Here is a 22820-nt window from a genome sequence, read left to right as displayed (position 1 = left end):
CTCAACATTCCACAAACTGATGGTCTTCGTTGAGCCGATATTTCACGCCCGCCCGAATGTTTTTTTCCCCTTCAACGGCAAGCGCAAAGCGCATTCTCTCGCCATCGTGATAAGCCAGCGCCGCACATCCGCCGGGACCGAGCGTTATCGAATCTACAGTACCGGTACTGGCAACAACGGCGTTCTCTCCGCTGGCAATAATGTGGATATTGTCCGCGCAGTTAGCGATTTTTGCCTCTGCGCCAAAACAGGCTACCTGGGTTAAATCACCGCTACTGGCAACCCGGTTTCGGTCGCCAAGCGAACTGATGCGTACGCGCATGCCGGTACTGGCGATACGCGTTCCGTCGCCCACACTGCTGATACGCGCCGAATTTCCCGCAATCGCTATTCGCCCACGATCGCCTGAACTGCCGATATGCGTGTTATAGCCTACACTGCCAATCCGTGCGCTGTAACCGGCACTGGCGATCTGTGCGGCATACCCGGCGCTGGCAATTTTAACGTTGTCACCCGCACTGCTAAATCGGGCATAATCTTCCGCACTCGCCAACGGACGACTGGTTTCCTCCGCGGCTTGCTCACAGGAAATATTCCCCATTGCGTCAATATCCTGCTGAGCAAAACTCGCCTCTTCCCGCCATTTCGACCAGCCGTATTCCACCAGGCTATTTGCCCAATCGGTATACCCTTCCCGCTGGAGCGCGCGATGAACATCGGCATAGCTTCCTCCTGCGGGAAACGCGCGTAGAAACCAGCGATACATGACGGGCCCAACACGCCAGGCCCGTAAGTCACTTCGTGTAATCATCATCGCTTAATGCCGGTGGTAGCCATCCACCATACACTTGAAGGTTTCGCCCGGCGTGCGGCCCGTAGTGCAAAGATAAAGATGCCCAAAAATGAAAAACAGACTGACAATTGCCAGCGCAAAGTGCGCCTGAAGCAGCCAGTAACGCACACCAGGAAACAGATCTCCGACGACCGTCGGGTAAAGCGATAACAACCCAGAAATCAGCAGTAGTGGCAGCAACCCATACATCACGCCAACGTAGGCCGCCTGCTGTAGCGGATTGAATTTAGAACGCGGTGATGCCGGGAATGGGTGTGACTCGCCCTGCATAATGCCAAACAGGTAAAAACGTGTTTGTCTTTGCGCGCGAGCGATCCAGCCCTGACGTTGAATAATATAGTGATGTCCGTTGCCGCCAATCAGGTTGATCAGCACAAAACCAACCCAGCAGGCAAGTAGCAAAAAGCCGCAAACCTCATGAACGGTAAGCAGGCTTTTCATTACCGGTGCGCTGACGGCAGAGAAGTGATTGACCAGGCCACTGACCAGAAGTAGCAAAAACAACAGCGCATTCGACCAGTGCCACAAACGAACAGCCTTCGAATATAAATAGACCTTCTCACCGTGCCCTGCCGACGTTTTATGTGCCGCCCGAAAGCGCAGCATGGCGTGAAGCGCCAGCACCAGCCACATTCCCACCAGCATTAACCCGGCAACGACTAACCACACGGGCCAGTAGTCCGGTGAAAACAGGGGAACATACTGCGCAAGCTGGGCGTGAAACTGTTCGGCATTTTGCGACGCGTTCATACATTTTCCTTTTTAATCAAATGTTGACCGAACCGACGATACAGATGGGGTTTCCCGGCGCCTGCAAGTTGATATTCGTAATACTTGTTTTCTCGCAACCAGGTCTGAATTTCCGGGCTATCTTCACGGCCAAAAATCAGCGCATGTTCCGGGCAAGCGTTAACACAGATCGGTGGAAAACCTTTCGCCAGGCGTGATTCAGCGCAAAAGTCGCATTTATCCGCCACTTTGGTATGCGGGTTGAGATAACGAACCTGATAAGGACACGCACCAATACAGTAACTGCAGCCGATACAGGAAGACGTATCTACTCGCACAATACCGTTCTCATCCCGCCAGGAGGCACCGGTCGGACACACCTCAATACAAGGCGCATCATCACAATGCTGGCAGGATTGACGGAAGTAGTGATACAGCGTTTCGTTGTCGTTGTCTGAGACTGGAATATGCGCTATCGACAAACGGCTGCCCTGGGCAGGAACATGGTTGGTTTTCCTGCAGGCCCGCGCGCAGATATTACATCCGTTACACAGTGATTCGTCGTGAATCATGACGTAACGAACGGCTTTAGGGCTCCTGGTACTCGCTAACAGATTTTGACCTGGGCCGGTGAAAAAAATCACCGTCCCCATGCCAATGACAAATTTTCGTCGGGTGAAGGACATCGGGTTATCCTCTAAACTGTGACAGTGGTCGTCCACACGTTCCATGACATCAACCTGAATAATTCAGGGGTTCTGATACTGCTCAACCTCAAGCCATTCACACAGGCCGTACGCTTTGCCATAACTCATAAAACGTTCGCTAAACAGATAAGGTTCCGCATTTGACGATTCCACAGTACGTATATCTGCGTAATCGGGATGCGTTTCCATAGCCGTTAGCGCCGCTGTAATCTGCTGAGATTCAAAGCTATACGGCGGTTGCGTCAACATGGCGACCTTATAGGGGCGAGGATACGTGCGGCCGTCGAAGCGTACCGCCTCGGCAATCGCACGGCAGATGTCGTTTTCCACCACCTGCACACACATGTCGGCGTAGTTTGCCGTCATGGTTTGCGTTGAGTAGAAATAGACATCTTCCGCGCCCTGCACACGGGTGATATCCGCGTTAATTGCGTCCTGACACAGCGCATCCAGCAGCACGGATAGATCGGTTTCAGGGACGGAATAAGGTGGCTGCAGAAACACGCTGCGCCCCACCAATTGCCCCGATGCCGAATGCTGGCGGATAAAATCTGCCACAATCGACTCCGGGCTGGCAGGATCCTGAACCTGCGGCGCAGTCACCTGCTCTACCGACGGGTGAAACGCCTGCAGCCAGTGTCTCTTTTGACTATCAACCTCGTCAGGAAGCGCCTCTACGGGTGCCAGAACGTTGCTCACGTTAGTCATCTCACGTTCCTTACGCTGGCAACAGATCTTGCGCCGCCAAATCAGCTGCCACGTCTTCAAGTCCGAGTCGGTTCAGGGTTTCACGCGTTGGGCAACCCAGCTCTGGATCCCAGCCCATTTCCTGATAGAACATCGTCAATGACTGACGCATATCCTCCCTGTCCATCTTGTCGGTTCCTTCAGTGAAGACCGGGATCTTCGGATCTTTATCGAATACCCAGGAGCAGATGAGATCGTGCTCATTGCGCATATCCTTGGTTTGCATCAGTTTGACCGTATAAGCGCGATGCAGGGTAAAGATGCGTTCAGCGGCAAGGTCCAGACTCGCCTGCGTGGTTTCATCACCGGTGACTGCCTGGAAGAACTTCGCCTCCAGATCCAAGTCTCCGCGATAGTTACGGCTCTTGAGTGGTGAAACCGTCATCGGCCAAACCCAGTTACACAACGTAACCGCGTTATGCAGACAGACTTTCAGCAGCGTCCATTTGGCATATTTGATCTTGGCAGCATTGATCGGGGTGTAGTTTTTGGTTTCATCGTAGGCATCCTGTGAACCAAACAGCTCGCCCGCCACTTCGCGCTGCAATTTCAACGGCAAACCGGAGCCGATGAAGTTGATATGGGTGTGCGCCATGCAGTCACGGTTAAACATACAGTTGGTGATCGCCCCCACCTGCGCTGAAGCCTCGTTCGCATGGTGAACAGGAAAACCGAACGGCGACCACAGTTTATTTTTGGCATAACCCCAGTACTCTTCGCCCAAATCCCAGCGTTCAGCAATGGCATACGAGCCGTCCGCAAGGTGACTGAGTTCCCCCACGCGATGCGCCAACCGATAGTAGAAGTCTTTAATAAAATTAGGATCACCCGCTTCCAACTGATCCCAGCGGATTTCCGCATACTCTTCAGCCGGCAGTACGCGCTTAAAGACGCCTTTCGAATAGCAATAAGTAAAATCACGGTGCAACTGGCCGTAGTTACACCAGATACCGTAATCGTCAAACAGGTTCAGACCAATCAGGTTTCCCACCACACGCCCATCGTCTTTATCGTCAAAATCTTTCGGGCCATTGGGGAAAATGGTGGTGTGTACAAAGTTCGCCACACAAGTGTTGCCGCCGGTACTCGGCACGCCAAAATCTTTCACCCGCGGAACATTGAGCTGTGACATACAACGAATAGGGCATGAATGACAGCCGCTCATTTTGACCGTGTATTTTTCTGCGGCTGGCCCCAGATCGAACACCGATTTATAGGTACGGAAACCTACCGTATTTTGGTTGCCCGGCGGGATTTCCCCGGTTTCGATTGGTCCGCCTTCTGCTGCGCCCCAGAACAGCCCTTTACGCGCCGTCCAGCGCGAGTTTGGCGAAGAGTATTCTGCCCAGGCCTGCGGGGTGCTTGGCACAACGTGGTTGTTGTTAGCGCCGATGAGCTCGGTCATCATGTAGTCATTGAGCCGCTTCATCTCTTTGCGATCGGCAATATTGACGCCTTTGGTCCCTTCTACCGCAATAGCCTTCAGGTTTTTCGAGCCCATTACTGCGCCAGTACCAGCTCCGCCGCTGTGGTTGCGACTGTTGATCATGCAGGAGAGCGGCACCAGATTTTCCCCCGCCTGGCCAATCGCGGCGACGCAGGTTTCCGGGCTGGTGATGCGACAAATTTCTTCAGTTGTAGCTCGCGTCCCCTTACCCCACAGGAAATCGGCTTTTTCGATGCTAACCTTATCGTCTTTAATGTTGATCCAGACCGGCGATGCGGACTTGCCTTCAATAATAATGGCGTCGTAACCGGCGAATTTCATTTGTGCAGCAAAGAAACCGCCCATATGAGCATCCACGACTAAATTGCCTTTGGTAAAAGTCGATAAGGAGGTGATATTGACGCGGGAGCTACAGGGAGCGCCAGAACCCGTTAATGGTCCGGTGGCAAAAACCAACTTATTCCCTTCATCAAAAGGCATGGTGCCTGGCGGGACTTCGTCGTACATAATTTTATAACCAAAGCCCATCCCACCGACAAATTTTTTAAATTTACTGGAATCTTCAAGGGTGATATTACCCGTGGTGAGATTGACCCGTAAAATAGTACCTGTCCAACCATTAGCCATCATGTTTTCCTTTGCAAGAAGGTTTAATAGATATACCCGCCATTCTTCAGGCAGCTTTTTTATCCAAAACTGCGGTATTTTTGGCAATTAATGGCGCGAATCAGGTATGCCTGCTATCTATCAAACAGTAATATCTTTCCACTCGATAATTTTTAATGCCCCAGTCGGACAAGCATTGGCGCATTCCCCGCATAACACACATTTTGAGGACTTTTTCGTTTCGGTATTTACGGTCGCCATCATCCACGGGCAGGCTGTGGTACACGCGCTACAGCCAATACAGCGTTTGTGGTCCACCGCAATACAACCGTCTTCCTGCTTCCAGGTAATTGCACCTATCGGGCAGACCTTCATACACTGCGGATCTTTGCATTGCCGGCAGGTATCAGCGGTATAGTTTAAATCGCCATACAGCCCACCACCGGACCCGACACCATCATCGCCAAAGAAGAAATTGCGATGGATTTTTATCCGGGAAAAGAAGGTACCCACCGCACCATCGTTATAATTGGTACAGGAAATTTCGCAGCGGTGACAGCCCGTACAGCGAGCTCGCTGGGTCACCAAAACCCCTTTAGGCGTATTGATAAGCCCAACAGTCCCACTATCGACATCTTCCTGCTTACAACCAAAAAGGGATAACAGCGCGGGAGCAATCGTTAATCCCGCCAGTCCTTTTCCTGATATCCGCAGAAATTCTAGTCGCGTTAAACCACAATCTAAAAATGGACGATCAACCTGGTTCATTTATTTCGCATCCTCTTCGCAAATGCTGTGGTAGCAACACCTTCAGGCTAATTTAAACCAGCGCAGGTCAAGCCATATCGGGCGGTTAATGTTGCCAACAACACGTAAATTTTTGCCCTAACCTGATCGCATAAATGACGGTGGTTAAACTGAATGAATCTAATCCTTTAGGGTTAGGCACAGAAATAATGTGGTTATTCAGCATGCATAGTCTTGATCGTCATCAATTAAAAAACGGAAGGGATATAATTAATGCGGAGTGAGATTTATTATCATTAAGATAAATTGAAATAGCACTTCATATGTATTGCAAATATTTGTGACTCCACTCTCATATATATTTTTATATATCATCCGATATACAATTAAATATATAGCGAGTTTGATAGCATTAATTGCAACGCTAAATTATAATTATTGATAGATTAACGTAATGAGAATAAGAGGACGGCGAGAGAAACTACCGCCCTCTTTTTGCGGATTATCCGGCCAATGCTTTAATTACGGTCTCAATAGCCTGTTTTTCTAACTCACTGCGCTTCACACGCTGGTTCGCAAGGGTGGTTCTCAGTACTCCCGCAATGACGATATGCTTAGGCTCTTGTCCCAGATCGCGCATTTCCAGCACTACTTTACCGACTACTCTGCACATTTCACGGTACAACTCGTCGTCTTTCGTCTGATTTCCCATTTTTGCCCGCTCGTCATTAACTCAAACCAACAGCATATATCACTCTGAGTATTTAGACAAAATTCAATGAAAATCAAAGAAATGTCATCATTCTACTGAACTCTCTGAAGTCGATTTACAAGCTCAGCAAGACTTCCCGCCTGCATTTTTTCCATCACCCGCGCCCGGTGCACTTCAACCGTACGCACGGCAATATTCATGGCATCAGCAATTTCCCGATTCATTAATCCTTTTGCTACCAGATGCGCCAGTTCCCGTTCTTTTGGCGTAAGCTGTTGATAGCAGCAGATGATCTCTTGTCGCGAGAACGCCGCTGCCGAGACCTGCAAGGCATGTTCTAATGCTGCCTGAAGCGGCACGGCTGACACCGGTTTTTGCAAAAAATCGACCGCGCCACGTTTCATTTGCTCAACCGCCATCGGCACATCGCCATGCCCGGTGAGAAAGACCACCGCCAGCGTGCTTGCTTTCTGACGCATGATTTCATGCACAGCGTGCCCATCCAGTACCGGCATACGCATATCCAGCAGCAGTACACCCACCTGGTGCAGATTTGCCTCAGCGAGGAATTTCTCACCTTGCTCCCAGCAAGACACTTCATATCCCAGACTTTCCAATAAAAACGCACAGGCCTGGGTGACGGCAATGTCGTCATCCAGCAGATGAATTATCGCCACTACGGCCTCCTTCCCGATTTGGTTTAAAATATAATGTCACTCTCGCCCCCGCTTTTCCGTCCGGGGCCTGCTGATTGTTGATCTCAATATCTCCGTTTGCGTAGCGCACCAGTCGCTGACAAATGACCAGTCCTAGTCCCATGCCTTCTTTGCGAGTGGTCATAAACGGCTGAAACGCCTGATACAACTGCCCCTCGTCAATTCCTCCGGCATTATCCTGCACCTGAATACTCACACCACCATCCTTATGCAGGGCGCTAAACCATACTGTGGTAGCCCCTGCCTGGGCGGCATTGAGTACCAGATTGGCCAGCACCTGCTCAAGAAGAACGCTTGGCAGCGTCAATGTTAACGCCTTGCTGACCTGTGTGTGCAGCGTTACCGCCGGGAATTGCTGGGGCATGCGCAGTAATTGCCAGACGTGATGGATAGCATCGTGAACGTTGATGGCTTGCCAGTCATCGGGAAGTACCGGATTGCCCTGTGCCTGGCTGACCCACTGCCGGAGATTGCGCAGCGTATCGGCCCCCCTTTGTGCCTGGGTGTCGATGTGCTCAAGCACGGGCAGCAACGGATGCTGCTCATCCTGACCGCGCAGGCGAATCAGACAGCCTTGGGCATAATGGCGGATAGCCGACAACGGCTGATTGAGCTCATGGGCAAAACCGGAGGTCATCTCCCCCAGCACGCTCATTTGTCGGGCAGTCTCCAGCGCCTGTTCCTGTTTGTGCAACAACACATTGTTCCGCTCTAGCTGCCTGCCGCGTCGGCGAACCAACAGCATTACCCAGATGTAATTGAGCGTCAGCAACAGCAACACGATGGCCACGCCCCCCATTGCCAGTCGGTGTTGAATAAACCAGCTTTTGACATCCAGCCACAGCTGACGCTGCTGCGGATGCTGGCGGACATCGCGCAACAACGCTTCCACCTCGCGGGTCGAGGCGGGCGCTCCCCAGCGAAATGTCGCGTTTTGCGGTGCATTGAACAGCACCCGCGTGACGCGATCGGCCAGCTCGTCACTCACTGCAGGTAGTGCGGCAAATGACCAGTCAGGATAGAGCGGTGTACTGGTCAGACAGGGAATTGAGGTCGGATGGTTCAACACGGTCATAAAATCGGTTTTACGAATGAGGCCTTCTTCATCCATTTTTTCCAGCAGACACACCGGCACGATCACCGCCTGCACGGCTTTTTCACGTAATAAATAGAGTAAGGCATCGGCGGGAAATCCGGTAAACGTCAGACGTAAATCGCGTTCAGGGCGCAGACCGGCATCACTGAGCGCTTTATATCCCAGCAAATAGCCGCCAAAAGCCTGAGCATCAATGGCGCCAACCGTTTTGCCGATCAGATCGTGTGGGGAGGTTATCCCGCTGTCGCGTCTGACGAGGATCGCGCTGCCGATCACGTTACTGGTGGCTTTCCCACCACGGGTGGAGCGTAGCGAAGCCAGCCAGCGCAGCGCAGAACGGCTGTTTAGCTGAACAAACTGCGCCGGATTAGTAACAACAAACTGCACCGTTCCACGATTCACCGCCTCCTGCATCTGGTGCAGATCCAGCGGTTGAATATGAAACTGTTCGCCGGGGATTTGCTGATTCAACAATGTTTCCAGCGGCTGCCAGTGATTACGTGTAGAAACCTCCCCGCGCATCGCCAAAACGCCAATGTTCCATGTCTGCGCCCTGACCGCGCCGCTTAGCATCCACAGCGACGCCAGCACTGTCAGACATCTTACTACGTTGCGTCCCACTCAATTGTCCCTGTCAATTATGTTGTTTTAGATCAACAACAAGCCGGGTATGTGGTTAACCACAATAGAGTATACCCCGTCACGATTTTTACACTGTAAATCATTGAGATTCTTTATTCATCACACGCAAATCAACGGCGTGACCAATGTTTCGTTGTTGCATCGTGACGGGAGAAAATATGGACAGCAGTAAACGGCAGTTTCTCCAGCAACTGGGCGTCCTGACCGCTGGCGCATCACTGGTACCGCTGGCTCAGGCACAATTTCCCTTTTCGCCTGAACGCCATGAAGGCTCACAACAGCATCGCTACGCCATGCTGGTTGACCTGCGACGCTGTATTGGCTGCCAGGCCTGTACCGTCAGTTGCGCCATTGAAAACCAGACGCCACAGGGCGAATTTCGTACCCTCGTCAACCAGTATCAAGTACAGATTGAAGGTCAGCAAAGCGTCACCAACGTCCTGCTGCCGCGACTATGCAACCATTGTGATAATCCCCCTTGCGTGCCCGTTTGCCCGGTACAGGCCACTTTCCAACGCGAAGACGGCATCGTGGTGGTCGACAACACACGCTGCGTTGGCTGCGCCTATTGCGTGCAGGCCTGCCCTTATGATGCGCGATTCATCAACCATGAAACGCAAACCGCCGATAAATGTACCTTCTGCGTTCACCGCCTCGAAGCGGGGCTGCTTCCGGCCTGTGTAGAATCCTGCGTCGGCGGCGCGCGCATCATTGGTAATATTAAAGATCCACACAGCCGCATTTCACAAATGCTGCATGAACACCATGACACCATCAAAGTCCTGAAGCCGGAAAGCGGTACGTCTCCTCACGTGTTCTATCTGGGACTGGATGAGGCGTTTGTCACCCCATTGATTGGACGTGCTCAACCCGCTCTCTGGCAGGAGGTTTAAATGAACCATTCACTAATTATCGACGAGGTTCTGGCCCATCCCCAGGACGTAAGTTGGTTACCCTGGGCCGTACAATATTTCTTTTTCATCGGCATTGCCGCCTGCGCCGCACTGTTCGCCTGCGTTCTCCACTGGCGCAAAAAAGAAACGGCAGATCTGGAGAATCTGACGCTGTTAATCGCCCTGACCTGCGCGATTACCGCACCGCTGGCGCTGACCGCTGATCTACACCAAACCGCCCGCGTCTGGCATTTCTATGCGTATCCGACGCCCTGGTCCTGGATGCCGTGGGGCGCACTGTTCTTACCGCTGTTTACCGGTTTTTTAGGTCTGTGGTTTCTGGCGCAGCACGTTAAACGACTAACGCTAAGAAGTTACAACGTCACAAAGTGGTTAGCACTTGGTAGCGCGCTGTCCGCCATCGGATTGCTGGTTTACACCGGCCGTGAAGTGTCGGTGGTGCAGGCGCGTCCCATCTGGTTCAGTTACGCCTTTCCGATTGCGATGTTCCTCAGCGCGCTGCAAATGTTTCTTGCCCTGCTTATTGCCACGACAAATAGCAAGGACGTACTGCCGCGTAAGCTAGCGTGGGGGCAAATGGTCACGTTGATCGCACTGGCTATCGTGGTGTTGATCTGGGTGAGCGGTAATACGCTTTCCGGTTCGGCTATCCGCCAATGGCTGGATGTTGCTTCTTCAGCACAACACTACGCTATCGGTTGGGTTGCGTTATGGCTTGTTTCACTTGTTCTTTGCGGGTTGGTTGTACGTTACCCCTTGTCGCTACCGCTGCGCATATTACTCGCCTTTAGCGCCATGGCGCTGTGCTGGCTAATGCGCTGGACGTTACTCATCCAGGTGCAGACCGTACCGAAATTTAACGCGCAGTTTAATCCCTACACCCTGCCCGGCGGCACCGATGGCTGGCTGGCCATTGTGGGTACCTTCGGCCTATGGATAGCACTGATTATTATTGTTCGTGAAGCCCTGAACGCGATCGCAAGGAGAATGCAACATGGCTAATTTAACCCGTCGTCAGTGGCTTAAAGTGGGCCTTGCCGTAGGTGGCATGGTGACTTTTGGCCTGAGTTATCGGGATGTGGCAAAGCGCGCGATAGACGGTTTGCTGGACGGAACCTCGGGCAAAATTACCCGTGACCGCATCTTTGCAAACGCGCTCATCCCTGAAGCCAACGCCCGGCCGCACTGGCAGCAAAACCCGCAGCAGGTGATCTCAATGACACAGTGTTTTGGTTGCTGGACGCAGTGTGGCGTGCGGGTTCGCGTTGACACTGAGCAAGGCAAGGTGCTGCGCATTGCGGGCAACCCTTATCATCCGTTGTCGCACGAGCACCATATAGACGCCTCCGTCCCCTTTACCACGGCAATGGAACAGTTGGCCGGGGAGTCAGGTCTTGACGCACGTTCCACCGCCTGCGCCCGTGGTGCAACTTTACTCGAAGGTCTGTACAGCCCGTTACGTATTCTGGAGCCCATGAAGCGCGTCGGTAAGCGCGGTGAGGGAAAATGGCAGCGCATCAGCTTCGAACAGTTGATCAAAGAGGTGGTGGAAGGCGGAGATCTGTTTGGTGAAGGCCACGTTGATGGTCTGAGAGCCATCCACGATCCCGCTACACCGCTTGATGCGAAACATCCCGGCTTTGGCCCAAAATCCAATCAACTGCTGGTCACTAATACCAGCGATGAAGGACGTGATACCTTTTTACGTCGCTTCGCACTGAACAGTTTCGGCAGTAAAAATTTCGGTGCTCATGGCGCTTACTGCGGGCTGGCCTATCGGGCCGGTTCCGGCGCGTTAATGGGCGATTTGGATAAAAATACCCACGTGAAACCCGACTGGGATAACGTCGAATTCGCGCTGTTTATGGGCACCTCTCCGGCGCAATCCGGCAACCCGTTTAAGCGCCAGGCCCGCCAGTTGGCCAGCGCCCGTTTACGTGACGACTTCCGCTATGTTGTGGTAGCACCCGCCCTGCCATTAACCACGGTGCTGGCTGACGATCGCGGCCACTGGCAGCCCGTACGACCGGGAAGCGACTCCGCGCTGGCGATGGGGATGATAAGCTGGATTATCGATAAACAACGCTATAACGCTGATTATCTCGCCATTCCCGGCGTGCAGGCCATGCAGCAGGCAGGAGAAAAAAGCTGGACTAACGCCACTCATCTTGTGATTACCGATGAAATTCCAACGCTTGCCGGACAACACCTGACCCTCGCCCATCTGAGCACAAACGCCGTCCAGGAGCCGGTGGTCGTCAACGAGGCCGGTGAGATTGTCGCCGCCAACAGTTGCCCGCGTGCGCAACTGTTTGTTACCCGCGAGGTGACGCTGGCTGACGGGCAGACGGTAACGGTAAAAAGCAGCTTCCAGTGTCTGCGAGAGTCCGCAGAGAAACTGTCGCTAACGCAGTACAGCCAGCAGTGTGGGGTGTCAGAAGCAGACATTGGCGCTCTGGCCGACGCATTCACCCGCCACGGACGTAAAGCGGCAGTAATTACGCACGGCGGAATGATGGCAGGCAATGGATTTTATAACGCCTGGTCGGTAATGATGCTCAATGCGCTGATTGGCAACCTCAGTCTTGAAGGCGGTGTGTTTGTTGGTGGCGGCAAATTCAATGGTGCCACCGACGGTCCGCGCTACAACATGGACAGCTTCGCCGGGAAGGTAAAGCCGAAAGGGTTAAGCATCGCGCGCAGTAAAACCGCTTATGAGTCTTCCGAAGAGTACCGCAATAAGGTAGCTGCCGGACAATCCCCCTTCCCGGCTAAGGCCCCGTGGTATCCGTTTGTCGCAGGTCAGCTTACCGAACTCCTCGTCTCAGCGCTTGAAGGTTACCCTTATCCGCTGAAAGCATGGATCTCAAACATGACCAACCCGTTTTACGGCATTGCGGGATTACGTGGCGTGGCGGAAGAAAAGCTCAAGGATCCTGCTCGCTTGCCGCTGTTTATCGCGATTGACGCCTTTATGAACGAAACCACGGCGCTGGCAGATTACATCGTGCCGGATACCCACAACTTCGAAAGCTGGGGATTTAGCGCTCCGTGGGCAGGCGTGGCCAGCAAAGCCACCACCGCGCGTTGGCCTGTCGTCAGACCTGCGACCAGCCTCACGGCTGACGGTCAATCGGCCTCGATGGAATCTTTCTGTATCGCAGTGGCAAAGCGCATTGGGCTACCTGGATTCGGCGACAATGCGATTACCGATCCGCAAGGTAATCACTATCCGTTGAATCGTGCGGAAGATTACTACCTGCGCCTCGCCGCCAATATTGCGTTTATGGGCAAAGCCCCGGTTGCAGAGGCACAGCCGGAAGACATAGCGCTGACCGGAGTACAGCGGATCATGCCTGTGATGACCCAAACGCTGAAACCCGATGAAATCAGCCGAGTTGCGTTTATCTACTCCCGCGGCGGGCGCTTTGCGCCGGACATCAGCGGACGAGTTGATAACCGCGTCGGCAATGCCTGGGAAAAACCGCTCCAAATCTGGAATGCGAACGTCGCCGCGCACCGTCATGCAATTACCGGCGAGCGCTACAGCGGTTGCCCGGCCTGGTATCCTTCACGTCTGTCTGATGGACGTGCGGTCGAGGAGTTGTTCCCGGAACAAGAGTGGCCGTTGAAACTGATTTCCTTTAAATCCAATACCATGTCCAGCGCCACGGCGGTTATCCCACGCCTTCATCATCTGAAACCGGTTAATCTGGTGGCGCTCAATCCGCAGGATGGTCAGCGGTATGGTTTAGCACATGGCGATATCGTGCGTATCACCACCCCTGGCGGTCAGGCGCAAGCGCAGATAAGTCTGCTGCATGGCGTCATGCCGGGTGTCATCGCCATTGAACACGGTTACGGGCATAAAGAGATGGGCGCAGCTCAGCATACGCTCGACGGCAAGCCAATGGCATTTGATGCACAGATAAAGTCAGGGATTAATCTCAATGATTTGGGCTTTGCGGATCCTACCCGGCAGGTTGCCAATACCTGGCTTGACTGGGTGTCGGGTGCGTCGGTGCGTCAGGGGTTGCCAGCGAGAATTGAGCGTATATAACTTTAGCGCCGGATGACAACGCTAACGCGATTTATCCGGCCTATGACGTTCAAAGTCATTGGCTATAGAGATAACTCCAACAGAAGTTACTCAATGACGGCAAAGTTGGGTCAAAAGAGGTTTTCTGGCACAAACTAATAAAGTAAGGAACAAATCACATGCTGTCTTCGCTTACGGTTTGGTTGCTGATAATGATTCATTAGGCGATTCAGTATCAAATGGCAGAGTTGGTGAAATAGAGTTAATTATTGATACAAGCCGAATTTTATAATTCATTTATCCGATAAATAGATAAACCCTTGAATATTTAAAACCTAAATTTCACATACGGAATTTAGGTTTTTTTGTGTAATTTGAGAACATAGTCACATTAATTAAATGTGAAATAGTTTGATATCATATACCCATTAGTCTGGATATTTAAAATAGGGACTTAATCTATGAACTTCTGGGATGAAGATAAGCAAGGCTTTTTATTATCTCCTGGAGATAGAACAAGTTGCGGTGGTTATATTTTGGAAAATACTGGTCTCCCTCGTATCAGAGGAATTAACATAGCATGCGAAGGAGATGAATATATATGCGGCCTTGATGGTCAACGATATAAAATTGAAGGCAGCGTACCAAATGGTTCATATATAGAGGTAGGTAGAAATATAATTAGAAATACCTTCAAGAATACCTTTGATGATGACATCGATTATGAAGGTCGAAAAATAACACCAGCCTCAGAGAGACTGAGGAAAATGCAGGAGGAATCAGGTTTACAAAGATGTTCATATGATTCACTTAGAGACCTCAATGAAAGATTTGAACATGATGATTTTATTGGTTCTGCAGGAGGTATAATATCAGGGAGAAAAACAATCATTTCTGGAGATAAGGACAATAAATTCTTAACTTCAAATTTCAGCACGGGTTTTCGAACACGGATTTCCAGGCATTTATTTGATACTTACGCAAGGATGGGGAAAGATTTATCAGGTTATGAAACAGAAATAATATGTCTCCTTGCAGGTTCCGCACACAGTAGAGGTTCATGCAAATGTCATTGCAGGTTTACACCACGTTTTAATTTAACATACAGATATGATGAATATCTTTTGTCCAGTTTTCAGTCAGTAAATAACACCAGTAATTCAAAACCGGAGACACCACCTGTACGGCATCAACACCCCTCTGAAGCAAGACAATCGGTTGAACCCGGTTTTTGTGTCGTGCCAGATCAAACATCACCTAAGAAATATGAGTGTGAGTTAATAGTCAATCCACCATCGGGAGTAAGAGAGTTATACCGCCAACTAAATCCAGAAAGAGGAAAAAAACCAGGTTCAATATTGATTGTTGCTGATCCTGAAAAAATTGATACCGATAAAATAAATCATATTAAAGTTGCCAGAGATAAAATTGATCTGGCTTTAGCACCATTAACAAATGAAGAGGCTAAACTTCTATTTGAAAACAGAACCCCGGTAGATATATTCGCATCAAATTTATACAGTGATGCACTAGGAACAAGTGGCGACATTTTGGGTTATATAAAGGACGCGGGAGGAAACTATTATGAAGAAATTAATAAAAAATTAAATCAAATTCAGGGTCTATACCAAAGAACTTATAGCGAAAATGCTGGTCGTATTTCTGGTGAGGAATTTTTTGGTCAGCGAAAGCGGTTGTTTAAAGAGCTTGATGCTATTATGAATAGATTATCAAAAGAGCAATTAGATCTAAAACAATATGATAATATAAAACAGGCACTAGGACTATCAACAAAATCAATTATACATAAATGGGATCAAACTGGTATAAATGATATTGAAGGGTATGCAAGTTATATAGAAAAATCCGCAAAGTTATTTAAAATAATGAAAACCGTAGGTTATGTTGGTGTCGGCCTCGATTTTGCTAGTTACACTACAAATGTATACGATGCTTGCGCAAAAGGCCGTGAAAGTGAATGTAGAAAAGCCGCTATCTCTGAATATAGTAAGTTTGGTGGTAAACAAACTGCAAGTATGTTTGCCAGTGGTGCTGCTGGCACAGCTTCCAGAGCTGTTTGCATGTGGGCAATGGGTTTTGCTAGCGCAGAATTTGCAGGCGCTGGTGCTGCATTATGTTTAGCGATCGGCACTGGTGCTGGAATCTTAGCAGGTAAAGGTGCTGAAAAATATGGAGAAAAAGCAGGAGAGTATGTGGGGGAAATTATAATTAATAGTCCAGAAAAGCTTACCTACTCGCCCGAGACATTTATGGAAGAATCAGGAATCCTTATATATGAAAAGTTATTTGATAGAAAATTATGCTAATTTACAAGGTTTGATAGGAATAAGTTTTATGTTTTTAATGCTAGCAATAATCTTTATATCTTATGTTATTAATGGTTATAATTACAAGATAATTGCAAAAGCATATGAGAATAAATTTGGTTTGCTTCCTCAAACAGCACGACTGGCAAGAGGGGCGAGTTTGATTGGCACTCCTGCGGCATATTTCGCAAAAATAGATTTTATTATGGGGAGCCTTATATTCCCATATAATAGAGTAATCAATCATGATATGAGTATTGAATCTTATAATTATATTAGAAACCTTCCAGGTCATTTGACTACCGGGTTTAAAATAGAAGCAGCCCTATGGCTTGCTGAGTTAGTATTAGCGATGGCTTTTATGCTAATAGAGTTTATTGTTTAAAAACAGGGACTCCGGTGGAGTCCCTTTTTAACTTTTATTTCAATGTGCCATATGTTTGAACAACAATCCAGCCATATGGTTAACCGGATCGATTGACGTCAACGTTCCGGTCCATCCTGTATGACTATAGGTTTCTGAAATGGTTAACACACCGGACGTTGACGGCATCGATGCGTTACCGTTCATACGCCACTCAGCAAAAAGCGGATCAGTTATTAACCGGGATCACCGCGCCTTTATATTTAGTACGGATCCAGTCCTGGATTTCTTTGGAGTGCAGGACATCGACCAATGCGACGATATCCTTCTTCTTCTCGTCGCCACGATGCACGGTAATGATGTTGGCGTACGGGTTGTTTTCACCGCTTTCAACGGCAATCGGATCTTTCACCGGATCCAGCCCGGCGTCGATGGCGTAGTTGGCGTTAATCACCACCGCATCGCCTTCGTCGTTGTTATACATCTGCGGTAACAGCGCGGCTTCCACGTTTGGCAGGAACTTCAGCTTTTTCGGGTTTTCGACGATATCGCTAATGCGCGCGGTTACTTTATCCACGCCCGGCTTCAGCTTAATAACACCCTCTTTTTCGAAAATCGACAGAATACGGCCTTCCTCAGATACCGCATCGCGCATGATGACTTTGCCGCCTTCCGGTAGTTCTTTAAGCGATTTCACTTTTTTCGAATAGATACCAATTGGCTCAATGTGAATTGCTCCGGCGCTGACGAAGTCATACGTTTTATCGCCCGCATGATCTTTAATCACACTGTTCAGGTACGGAATATGCTGGAAGTAGTTAGCGTCAATCTCACGACCAGCCAGCGCGGTGTTCGGCAGAATGTAATCCTGGAACGGTTTAATCTCCAGATCGATCCCCTGTTTCGCCAGAATCGGTTTGGCCTGTTCAAGGATCTCCGCGTGCGGCACGTTAGATGCACCAACGGTCAGAGTGTCTGCCCAGGAGGCGAAGCTCAGGGCGCTTAAGGTTGCTGCGGCGAGTAACGTCAGTGATTTTTTCATGATAATGGTTTCCGTATTTTATTAGCGTTTATCTAACAGAGAGGTGATCACATCGCCGCAAAGCTGGATGATGAAGACAATGAGCAAAATCGTCACCGTCGCCACCAGCGTGACGTCGCTGTGGTTGCGCTGGAATCCTTCCAGATAGGCCAAATTCCCTAAACCACCGGCACCAATTACCCCTGCCATCGCGCTGTAGCTAACCAGCGCAATTAGCGTCACGGTGATCCCGGACACCAGAGCAGGAGAGGATTCCGGCAGTAAAACCCGAAAAATAAGCGTGCTCAGCCGTGCGCCCATCGAACGTGTCGCTTCAATAACGCCTTTATCCACTTCACGCAGAGCGATTTCGACCAGACGTGCATAAAACGGCGCAGCACCGACGATCAGCGCAGGCAACGCGGCATTGGCGCCGAGAATGGTGCCTACCATCGCTTTGGTAAACGGGATCAGCAGCACGATCAAAATGATGAATGGGATTGAACGAAAGATATTCACCACCAGCGAAATAGCGCTATATACCGCTCGGTTGGGGAACAATCCGCCGCGCGCGGTCAGGAACAATGCCAGACCAAGCGCGATGCCCAGAATAAAGGTCGCAGCACCCGAAAGAGCTGTCATATACAGCGTTTCCTGGGTTGCCGCTAACAGTTGCTCCCACTTCAGATGGGGAAACAGTTCTTCAGCCATGTTGAATCACCTCGCCTTCAATGTCGCTCTGGCGCAGGTCGGCCAAAATATTGTTCAATTGTTCCTCAGAGGCCACCACGTGCACCCAAAGTTGACCAAACACACCGTGTGCGGTTTGCGCCATTTTGCCGTGCAAGATGTTGAATGGCAGGCCATAGCGCAGGGTCAACTCGCCAACCACAGGCCGGTGCGTGCGTTGCCCGGTAAACGTAAGCTTGATAACTACGCCGCCAAGCTCACTTGCCAACTGCGGATTAAACTCGTCTTCCTCGGTGTACTGACTCACCTGACGAACGAACTGTCGGGTGATCGGCTGCTGTGGATGGGTAAAGACGCTGAGTACGTCGCCTTCCTCAACAACTTTGCCATTTTCCATTACCGCCACGCGATCGCAGATTTTGCGTACTACGTGCATTTCATGAGTGATCAGCACAATGGTCAATTTGAAGCGACGGTTAATATCGAGGAGTAAATCGAGGATCTGATCGGTAGTTTGCGGATCCAGCGCCGAGGTGGCTTCGTCACACAACAGGACATCCGGATTGTTCGCCAGCGCGCGGGCAATTCCTACACGCTGTTTTTGCCCGCCGCTGAGCTGGGACGGATACGCATTTTCACGACCGCTCAGCCCAACCAGCGTAATCAGTTCAGCAACCCGCTGTTTGATTGACGCTTTGGACGCGCCAGCGATTTGCATAGAGAAAGCAATATTTTCGCTAACGGTCCGTGACCACAGCAAATTGAAGTGTTGAAACACCATGCTGATTTTCAGTCGTGCCTGGCGTAACGATTCCCCACGGGCGGCAGAGATATCGTGGCCGTTAATCATCACGCTGCCGGAGGTCGGTTTTTCCAGCCCATTGAGCAAACGAATTAAGGTGCTTTTACCTGCCCCGCTGTAACCAATAATGCCGTAAATCTGTCCCTGTTCAACCGTCAGGTTGACGTTATCGACAGCGGTGATGGCAAGCCTTCCTGGCGTAAACACTTTCGAAATATTTTTCAGGACAATCATGTCGTTTGGGTATCCGCTGCTGCTTATTGTTCTTCTGCTATCGCTTTTGGCTGTTTAGCAGTATGGATGTCCAAACGAGTGTAATCAGCGGAATTGTCTTTTAAAATGAATTAAAAAGTATTTGATATAACATTTAGATATATATGTCGCGAACACTGAACAGATATCCGTTCTATCCCAGCCACGATGATGGAAAAACTCCTGACATTTTTGTTCACTGTTTTTTTTATCTCAACCCATCTCAATTTATAACTGAATCGAGCAAGCCAGCATCTTTTAAATGAGACATAGGAAATTGCAAAACTAATACATGACTGTGCTCACAAGATATCTTGCGTTAATTGTAAACATATAAAAATAAAGAACGTGTAATCCACTTTTTATTATTCTCAATAATTTGGTTTTGCTTCCGGTTTACAGCATGATCTGTGATTCATTTCACCACATGGCAACATTACTATAAATACAATTCAGCAAAATACACGGAGGCTTTAATGTTTAAAGAAGAAAGGCGTACATCTATTCTTAACTTGCTCATCAAAGATCATAGTGTCAGCGTGAGCAAACTCGCCGTTCTTTTTAATGTTAGCCAGGAGACTATTCGTTCAGATCTTTGTTATTTTCAGAAAACAGGTATGCTTTTGCGTTGTTACGGCGGTGGTATTGTTAACCGCCAGGCATTAAGCAAGTTGATAACAGAAAATAAAATTGATATCTCCGGCACAATTTCAACTCCGGCAAACAAAGATTTTCGATTACATAGAGAAGTCACGAAAATGTCGGGAAAAGTTTGTATTTTAGGTTCATTTAATATTGATGTATCGGCTACCGTCCCCTGGCTTCCGCAAAGCGGTGAATCAATCCTCGCAAGCCAGTTCGGTTTTTATCCAGGAGGTAAAGGTGCTAATCAGGCATTGGCCGCAAATAATGCTGGCACCGACGTCCACTTTATTTTTAAAGTAGGTAAAGATCAGTTTAGCTCTTTTGCCCTCAATCATATTATCCAATCTGGTATAAATTCATATTGTGCTTATCAGACTGATGATGCACCCACCGGAAGTGCATTAATTTATGTTTCAGAGCAGGATGGTGATAATATCATTGCTATCTATCCTGGTGCCAATATGATGCTAACCAGGCACGAAATTAATGAACAGCAGGGTCATATATCTGAAGCTAACGTTTTGCTAATGCAACTGGAGACTAATATCGATGCTATTGAAGAATTTGTTCGCTTAGGTAAATTAGCAAACAAGACAATTATTTTGAATCCGGCACCTTATACCAAAAATGTTAGCCGTTTATTACCTTCAATAGATATTTTAACACCTAACGAAACAGAAGCATCATTTTTATCGGGTATTACAATATTAAATATTGATGATGCTCAAAAAGCAGGGAATATCATTCTTCAATCAGGCGTTGAGAAGGTCATTATCACTCTCGGCGCACAAGGATCATTACTGTGCGAACGCCACCGTACTTTGTTTATCCCAGCCTGGAGTGCCGTCGTCAAAGATGCTGCGGGCGCGGGTGATGCATTTAATGGCGCACTGGCCGCTTCACTTGCCCGTAAATCAGACCTTGTATCAGCCATTCAGTATGCCTCTGCCTTTGCTTCACTGGCAGTTGAACAAGAAGGCGCATCGAGCATGCCGCAGCATGAGCTGGTACTACACCGGATGCGCACTCAATCGCATGATATTATTAATATCAAATAATAGGATCTCAGTATGAAAATTTTATTTATCGGTGAGTCATGGCATATTCATATGATTCATTCTAAGGGATATGACAGCTTCACATCCAGTAAATACGAAGAAGGCGCTGACTATCTATTATCCTGTCTGCGCCAGCAAAATATCACTATCGACTACATGCCAGCGCATATTGTACAAACCCACTTCCCGCAGACGGTAGAGGAACTTGATATATACGATGCTATCGTGATTAGCGATATAGGCAGCAATACCTTTTTGTTGCAAAACAAAACTTTTTATCACATGAATATCATCCCGAATGCGTTAGCGCTGATTAAAGAATATGTCTCAAATGGCGGCGGTCTGTTAATGATTGGTGGATACCTTTCCTTCACCGGCATTGAAGCGAAAGCAAATTATAAAAACACCCTGCTGGCCGAAGTTTTGCCTGTCGAAATGCTGGAACATGATGATCGCGTTGAAATTCCGGAAGGATGCTGCCCAATCAACACGGAGGAACAGCATGTCATTACGCAAGACCTGACACAGTGGCCCCCCTTGCTCGGTTATAACAAATTGCGTGCCAAGGTAAACAGCATCACGTTGGTCAAAATAAATGACGACCCACTATTAGTTCTCGGTGAGTACAATAAAGGCAAAGTCGGCTGTTTTGCCAGTGATTGCGCACCGCACTGGGGAAGTCCGCAATTTATGCAATGGGAACATTACAAGTCATTCTGGTGTAACGTTCTGCAAGCAATTAAAAAATAAATGCCAATCTGCAGGTGATTATTGAATCACCTGCCCTTTTTCTTCCGTATCGGTTAAAAATATGCAAAGTCACTACAAATATGGTGAAATGTTTTGCGATAGCATATTAACCAGCTATCGTATTTATGGCGACCCGGCATCTCAATTAATGCCATTAATTATCTTACACGGCGGTCCATCAGGCGGTTTTGATTATCTATTAAATTATCATGAGCTGTCTGATGATGGACGCATGGTGATATTTTACGATCAATATGGCTGTGGTCGTTCGACGCATTTTCCGCTGGCGGATGCCTCATTCTGGACAATAGAACGTTATCTTCAGCAACTTCGCCAATTAATCAGTCATCTGAATATTGGTCGGCGATATTCATTACTCGGACATTCCTGGGGAGGTATGCTGGCAGCAGAGCACGCCTGCACGCAACCGGAAGGGTTGAGTGGTGTGATATATGCCAGCGCTCCCGCCAGCATCCCACTTTGGCAAAGCGAAGTACTGCGATTGTTTAAAGAACTCACGACTGGCGCTGATGCAATGTCAGACGATGCCATTATGCAGGCAAAAATCTATCAGCATCCGCCTGAACAACTTATTGCCTACTACAAAAAACATGTTTATTCCCTGGCGCAAGAACCGCTGCATATTCAGCGGTCTGATGCGCAATTTGCCGCCGAGCCCACCGCCTACCATGTGCTATGGGGCGCGAATGAACTTGCGGTGAATGGCTTGCTGGCGCAGTGGGACATCACCCGTTCATTGCACAAGATTCGATGCCCAGGATTAGTCCTTCATGGTGAGTATGATCAGGCGACATCACAGGTCGTTCAACCGCTTATTACCCATATAACCCACTGTCGGGGTGTCACGATTCCTGACAGCAGCCATAACCCACATGAAGAAAATACCGAGCCTTGCCTCACTGCTGTCCGTGAGTTTTTACGAGGCCTTGATTAAC

20 protein-coding genes and 1 pseudogene are annotated in these 22820 nt (G+C 49.2%); 8 read left to right on the top strand and 13 right to left on the bottom strand.

Going from position 1 to position 22820, the window contains the following annotated elements; all coding sequences use genetic code 11:
- Position 1: 1 nt before the first annotated feature.
- The 9 genes from ydhT to ttrS form a co-directional block, all read right to left on the bottom strand.
- On the bottom strand, positions 2-814 hold the full coding sequence (gene ydhT, locus WN16_RS14360; protein ID WP_003836540.1) for a protein YdhT: 813 nt from the start codon (positions 812-814) through the stop codon (positions 2-4).
- 3 nt (positions 815-817) lie between these two features.
- Positions 818-1603, bottom strand: coding sequence for a thiosulfate reductase cytochrome B subunit (gene phsC, locus WN16_RS14355; protein WP_003029330.1), 786 nt, complete (start codon positions 1601-1603; stop codon positions 818-820).
- The gene (locus WN16_RS14350) at positions 1600-2268 is read right to left on the bottom strand and encodes a 4Fe-4S dicluster domain-containing protein (protein WP_003029332.1); all 669 of its coding nucleotides are present in this window, start codon (positions 2266-2268) and stop codon (positions 1600-1602) included. Before WN16_RS14350 ends, phsC begins: the two co-directional genes overlap by 4 nt.
- 63 nt (positions 2269-2331) lie before the next feature.
- Complete coding sequence (locus WN16_RS14345; RefSeq protein ID WP_044699947.1) at positions 2332-2997, bottom strand: YdhW family putative oxidoreductase system protein; 666 nt, start codon at positions 2995-2997, stop codon at positions 2332-2334.
- Positions 2998-3007: 10 nt separating this feature from the next.
- Positions 3008-5110, bottom strand: coding sequence for an aldehyde ferredoxin oxidoreductase (locus WN16_RS14340; RefSeq protein ID WP_003029336.1), 2103 nt, complete (start codon positions 5108-5110; stop codon positions 3008-3010).
- 120 nt (positions 5111-5230) lie between these two features.
- The gene (locus tag WN16_RS14335; RefSeq protein ID WP_003029338.1) at positions 5231-5857 is read right to left on the bottom strand and encodes a ferredoxin-like protein; all 627 of its coding nucleotides are present in this window, start codon (positions 5855-5857) and stop codon (positions 5231-5233) included.
- A 481-nt stretch (positions 5858-6338) separates the two neighbouring features.
- Entirely contained in the window at positions 6339-6548 is a 210-nt protein-coding gene (fumD, locus tag WN16_RS14330) for a fumarate hydratase FumD (protein WP_003029345.1), read from the bottom strand.
- A gap of 92 nt (positions 6549-6640) precedes the next feature.
- The gene (gene ttrR, locus WN16_RS14325; RefSeq protein ID WP_003836549.1) at positions 6641-7225 is read right to left on the bottom strand and encodes a tetrathionate respiration response regulator TtrR; all 585 of its coding nucleotides are present in this window, start codon (positions 7223-7225) and stop codon (positions 6641-6643) included.
- A complete protein-coding gene (gene ttrS, locus WN16_RS14320) occupies positions 7200-8933 on the bottom strand; it encodes a tetrathionate respiration histidine kinase TtrS (protein ID WP_088169118.1) in 1734 nt (577 codons plus the stop codon). The genes ttrR and ttrS overlap by 26 nt, the downstream gene beginning before the upstream one ends.
- 227 nt (positions 8934-9160) lie before the next feature.
- Between ttrS and ttrB the strand changes: the two genes are divergently transcribed.
- From ttrB to WN16_RS14295, 5 genes are all read left to right on the top strand, one after another.
- The gene (gene ttrB, locus WN16_RS14315) at positions 9161-9895 is read left to right on the top strand and encodes a tetrathionate reductase subunit TtrB (protein WP_044699953.1); all 735 of its coding nucleotides are present in this window, start codon (positions 9161-9163) and stop codon (positions 9893-9895) included.
- Positions 9896-10918 (top strand): tetrathionate reductase subunit TtrC, encoded by a 1023-nt coding sequence (ttrC, locus tag WN16_RS14310; protein ID WP_044699954.1) that lies wholly within the window; start codon positions 9896-9898, stop codon positions 10916-10918.
- The gene (gene ttrA / locus WN16_RS14305) at positions 10911-13976 is read left to right on the top strand and encodes a tetrathionate reductase subunit TtrA (protein ID WP_044699957.1); all 3066 of its coding nucleotides are present in this window, start codon (positions 10911-10913) and stop codon (positions 13974-13976) included. The genes ttrC and ttrA overlap by 8 nt, the downstream gene beginning before the upstream one ends.
- A gap of 440 nt (positions 13977-14416) precedes the next feature.
- A complete protein-coding gene (locus WN16_RS24560) occupies positions 14417-16282 on the top strand; it encodes a hypothetical protein (protein WP_225622166.1) in 1866 nt (621 codons plus the stop codon).
- The gene (locus WN16_RS14295) at positions 16251-16667 is read left to right on the top strand and encodes a hypothetical protein (protein WP_003836560.1); all 417 of its coding nucleotides are present in this window, start codon (positions 16251-16253) and stop codon (positions 16665-16667) included. The genes WN16_RS24560 and WN16_RS14295 overlap by 32 nt, the downstream gene beginning before the upstream one ends.
- A 69-nt stretch (positions 16668-16736) precedes the next feature.
- Here WN16_RS14295 and WN16_RS14290 read toward each other — a convergent pair.
- The 4 genes and pseudogenes from WN16_RS14290 to WN16_RS14275 form a co-directional block, all read right to left on the bottom strand.
- Positions 16737-16859: pseudogene (locus WN16_RS14290) on the bottom strand (hypothetical protein); the annotation flags it as partial.
- A 16-nt stretch (positions 16860-16875) separates the two neighbouring features.
- A complete protein-coding gene (locus WN16_RS14285) occupies positions 16876-17688 on the bottom strand; it encodes a MetQ/NlpA family ABC transporter substrate-binding protein (protein WP_016150148.1) in 813 nt (270 codons plus the stop codon).
- Between the two features lie 21 nt (positions 17689-17709).
- Positions 17710-18378: a methionine ABC transporter permease gene (locus tag WN16_RS14280; RefSeq protein WP_003029361.1), complete on the bottom strand. Its 669-nt coding sequence runs from the start codon at positions 18376-18378 to the stop codon at positions 17710-17712.
- Positions 18371-19393 carry an ATP-binding cassette domain-containing protein gene (locus WN16_RS14275; protein WP_016150147.1) on the bottom strand — a complete coding sequence of 341 codons (1023 nt, stop codon included), beginning with the start codon at positions 19391-19393 and terminating at the stop codon, positions 18371-18373. Before WN16_RS14275 ends, WN16_RS14280 begins: the two co-directional genes overlap by 8 nt.
- A 494-nt stretch (positions 19394-19887) precedes the next feature.
- Between WN16_RS14275 and WN16_RS14270 the strand changes: the two genes are divergently transcribed.
- The 3 genes from WN16_RS14270 (at position 19888) to WN16_RS14260 (ending at position 22819) form a co-directional block, all read left to right on the top strand.
- A complete protein-coding gene (locus tag WN16_RS14270) occupies positions 19888-21114 on the top strand; it encodes a PfkB family carbohydrate kinase (RefSeq protein ID WP_044699960.1) in 1227 nt (408 codons plus the stop codon).
- A 12-nt stretch (positions 21115-21126) separates the two neighbouring features.
- Positions 21127-21864, top strand: a complete 738-nt coding sequence (locus WN16_RS14265; protein ID WP_044699962.1) for a glutamine amidotransferase — start codon at positions 21127-21129, stop codon at positions 21862-21864.
- A gap of 61 nt (positions 21865-21925) precedes the next feature.
- Positions 21926-22819 (top strand): proline iminopeptidase-family hydrolase, encoded by an 894-nt coding sequence (locus WN16_RS14260; protein ID WP_044699964.1) that lies wholly within the window; start codon positions 21926-21928, stop codon positions 22817-22819.
- The last annotated feature ends 1 nt before the right edge of the window (position 22820 follow it).

Origin of the sequence: Citrobacter sp. ABFQG, assembly GCF_004322975.1 — a bacterium.
Taxonomy (GTDB): Bacteria; Pseudomonadota; Gammaproteobacteria; order Enterobacterales; family Enterobacteriaceae; genus Citrobacter; species Citrobacter freundii.
This window is presented reverse-complemented; position numbering and strand designations above follow the sequence as displayed.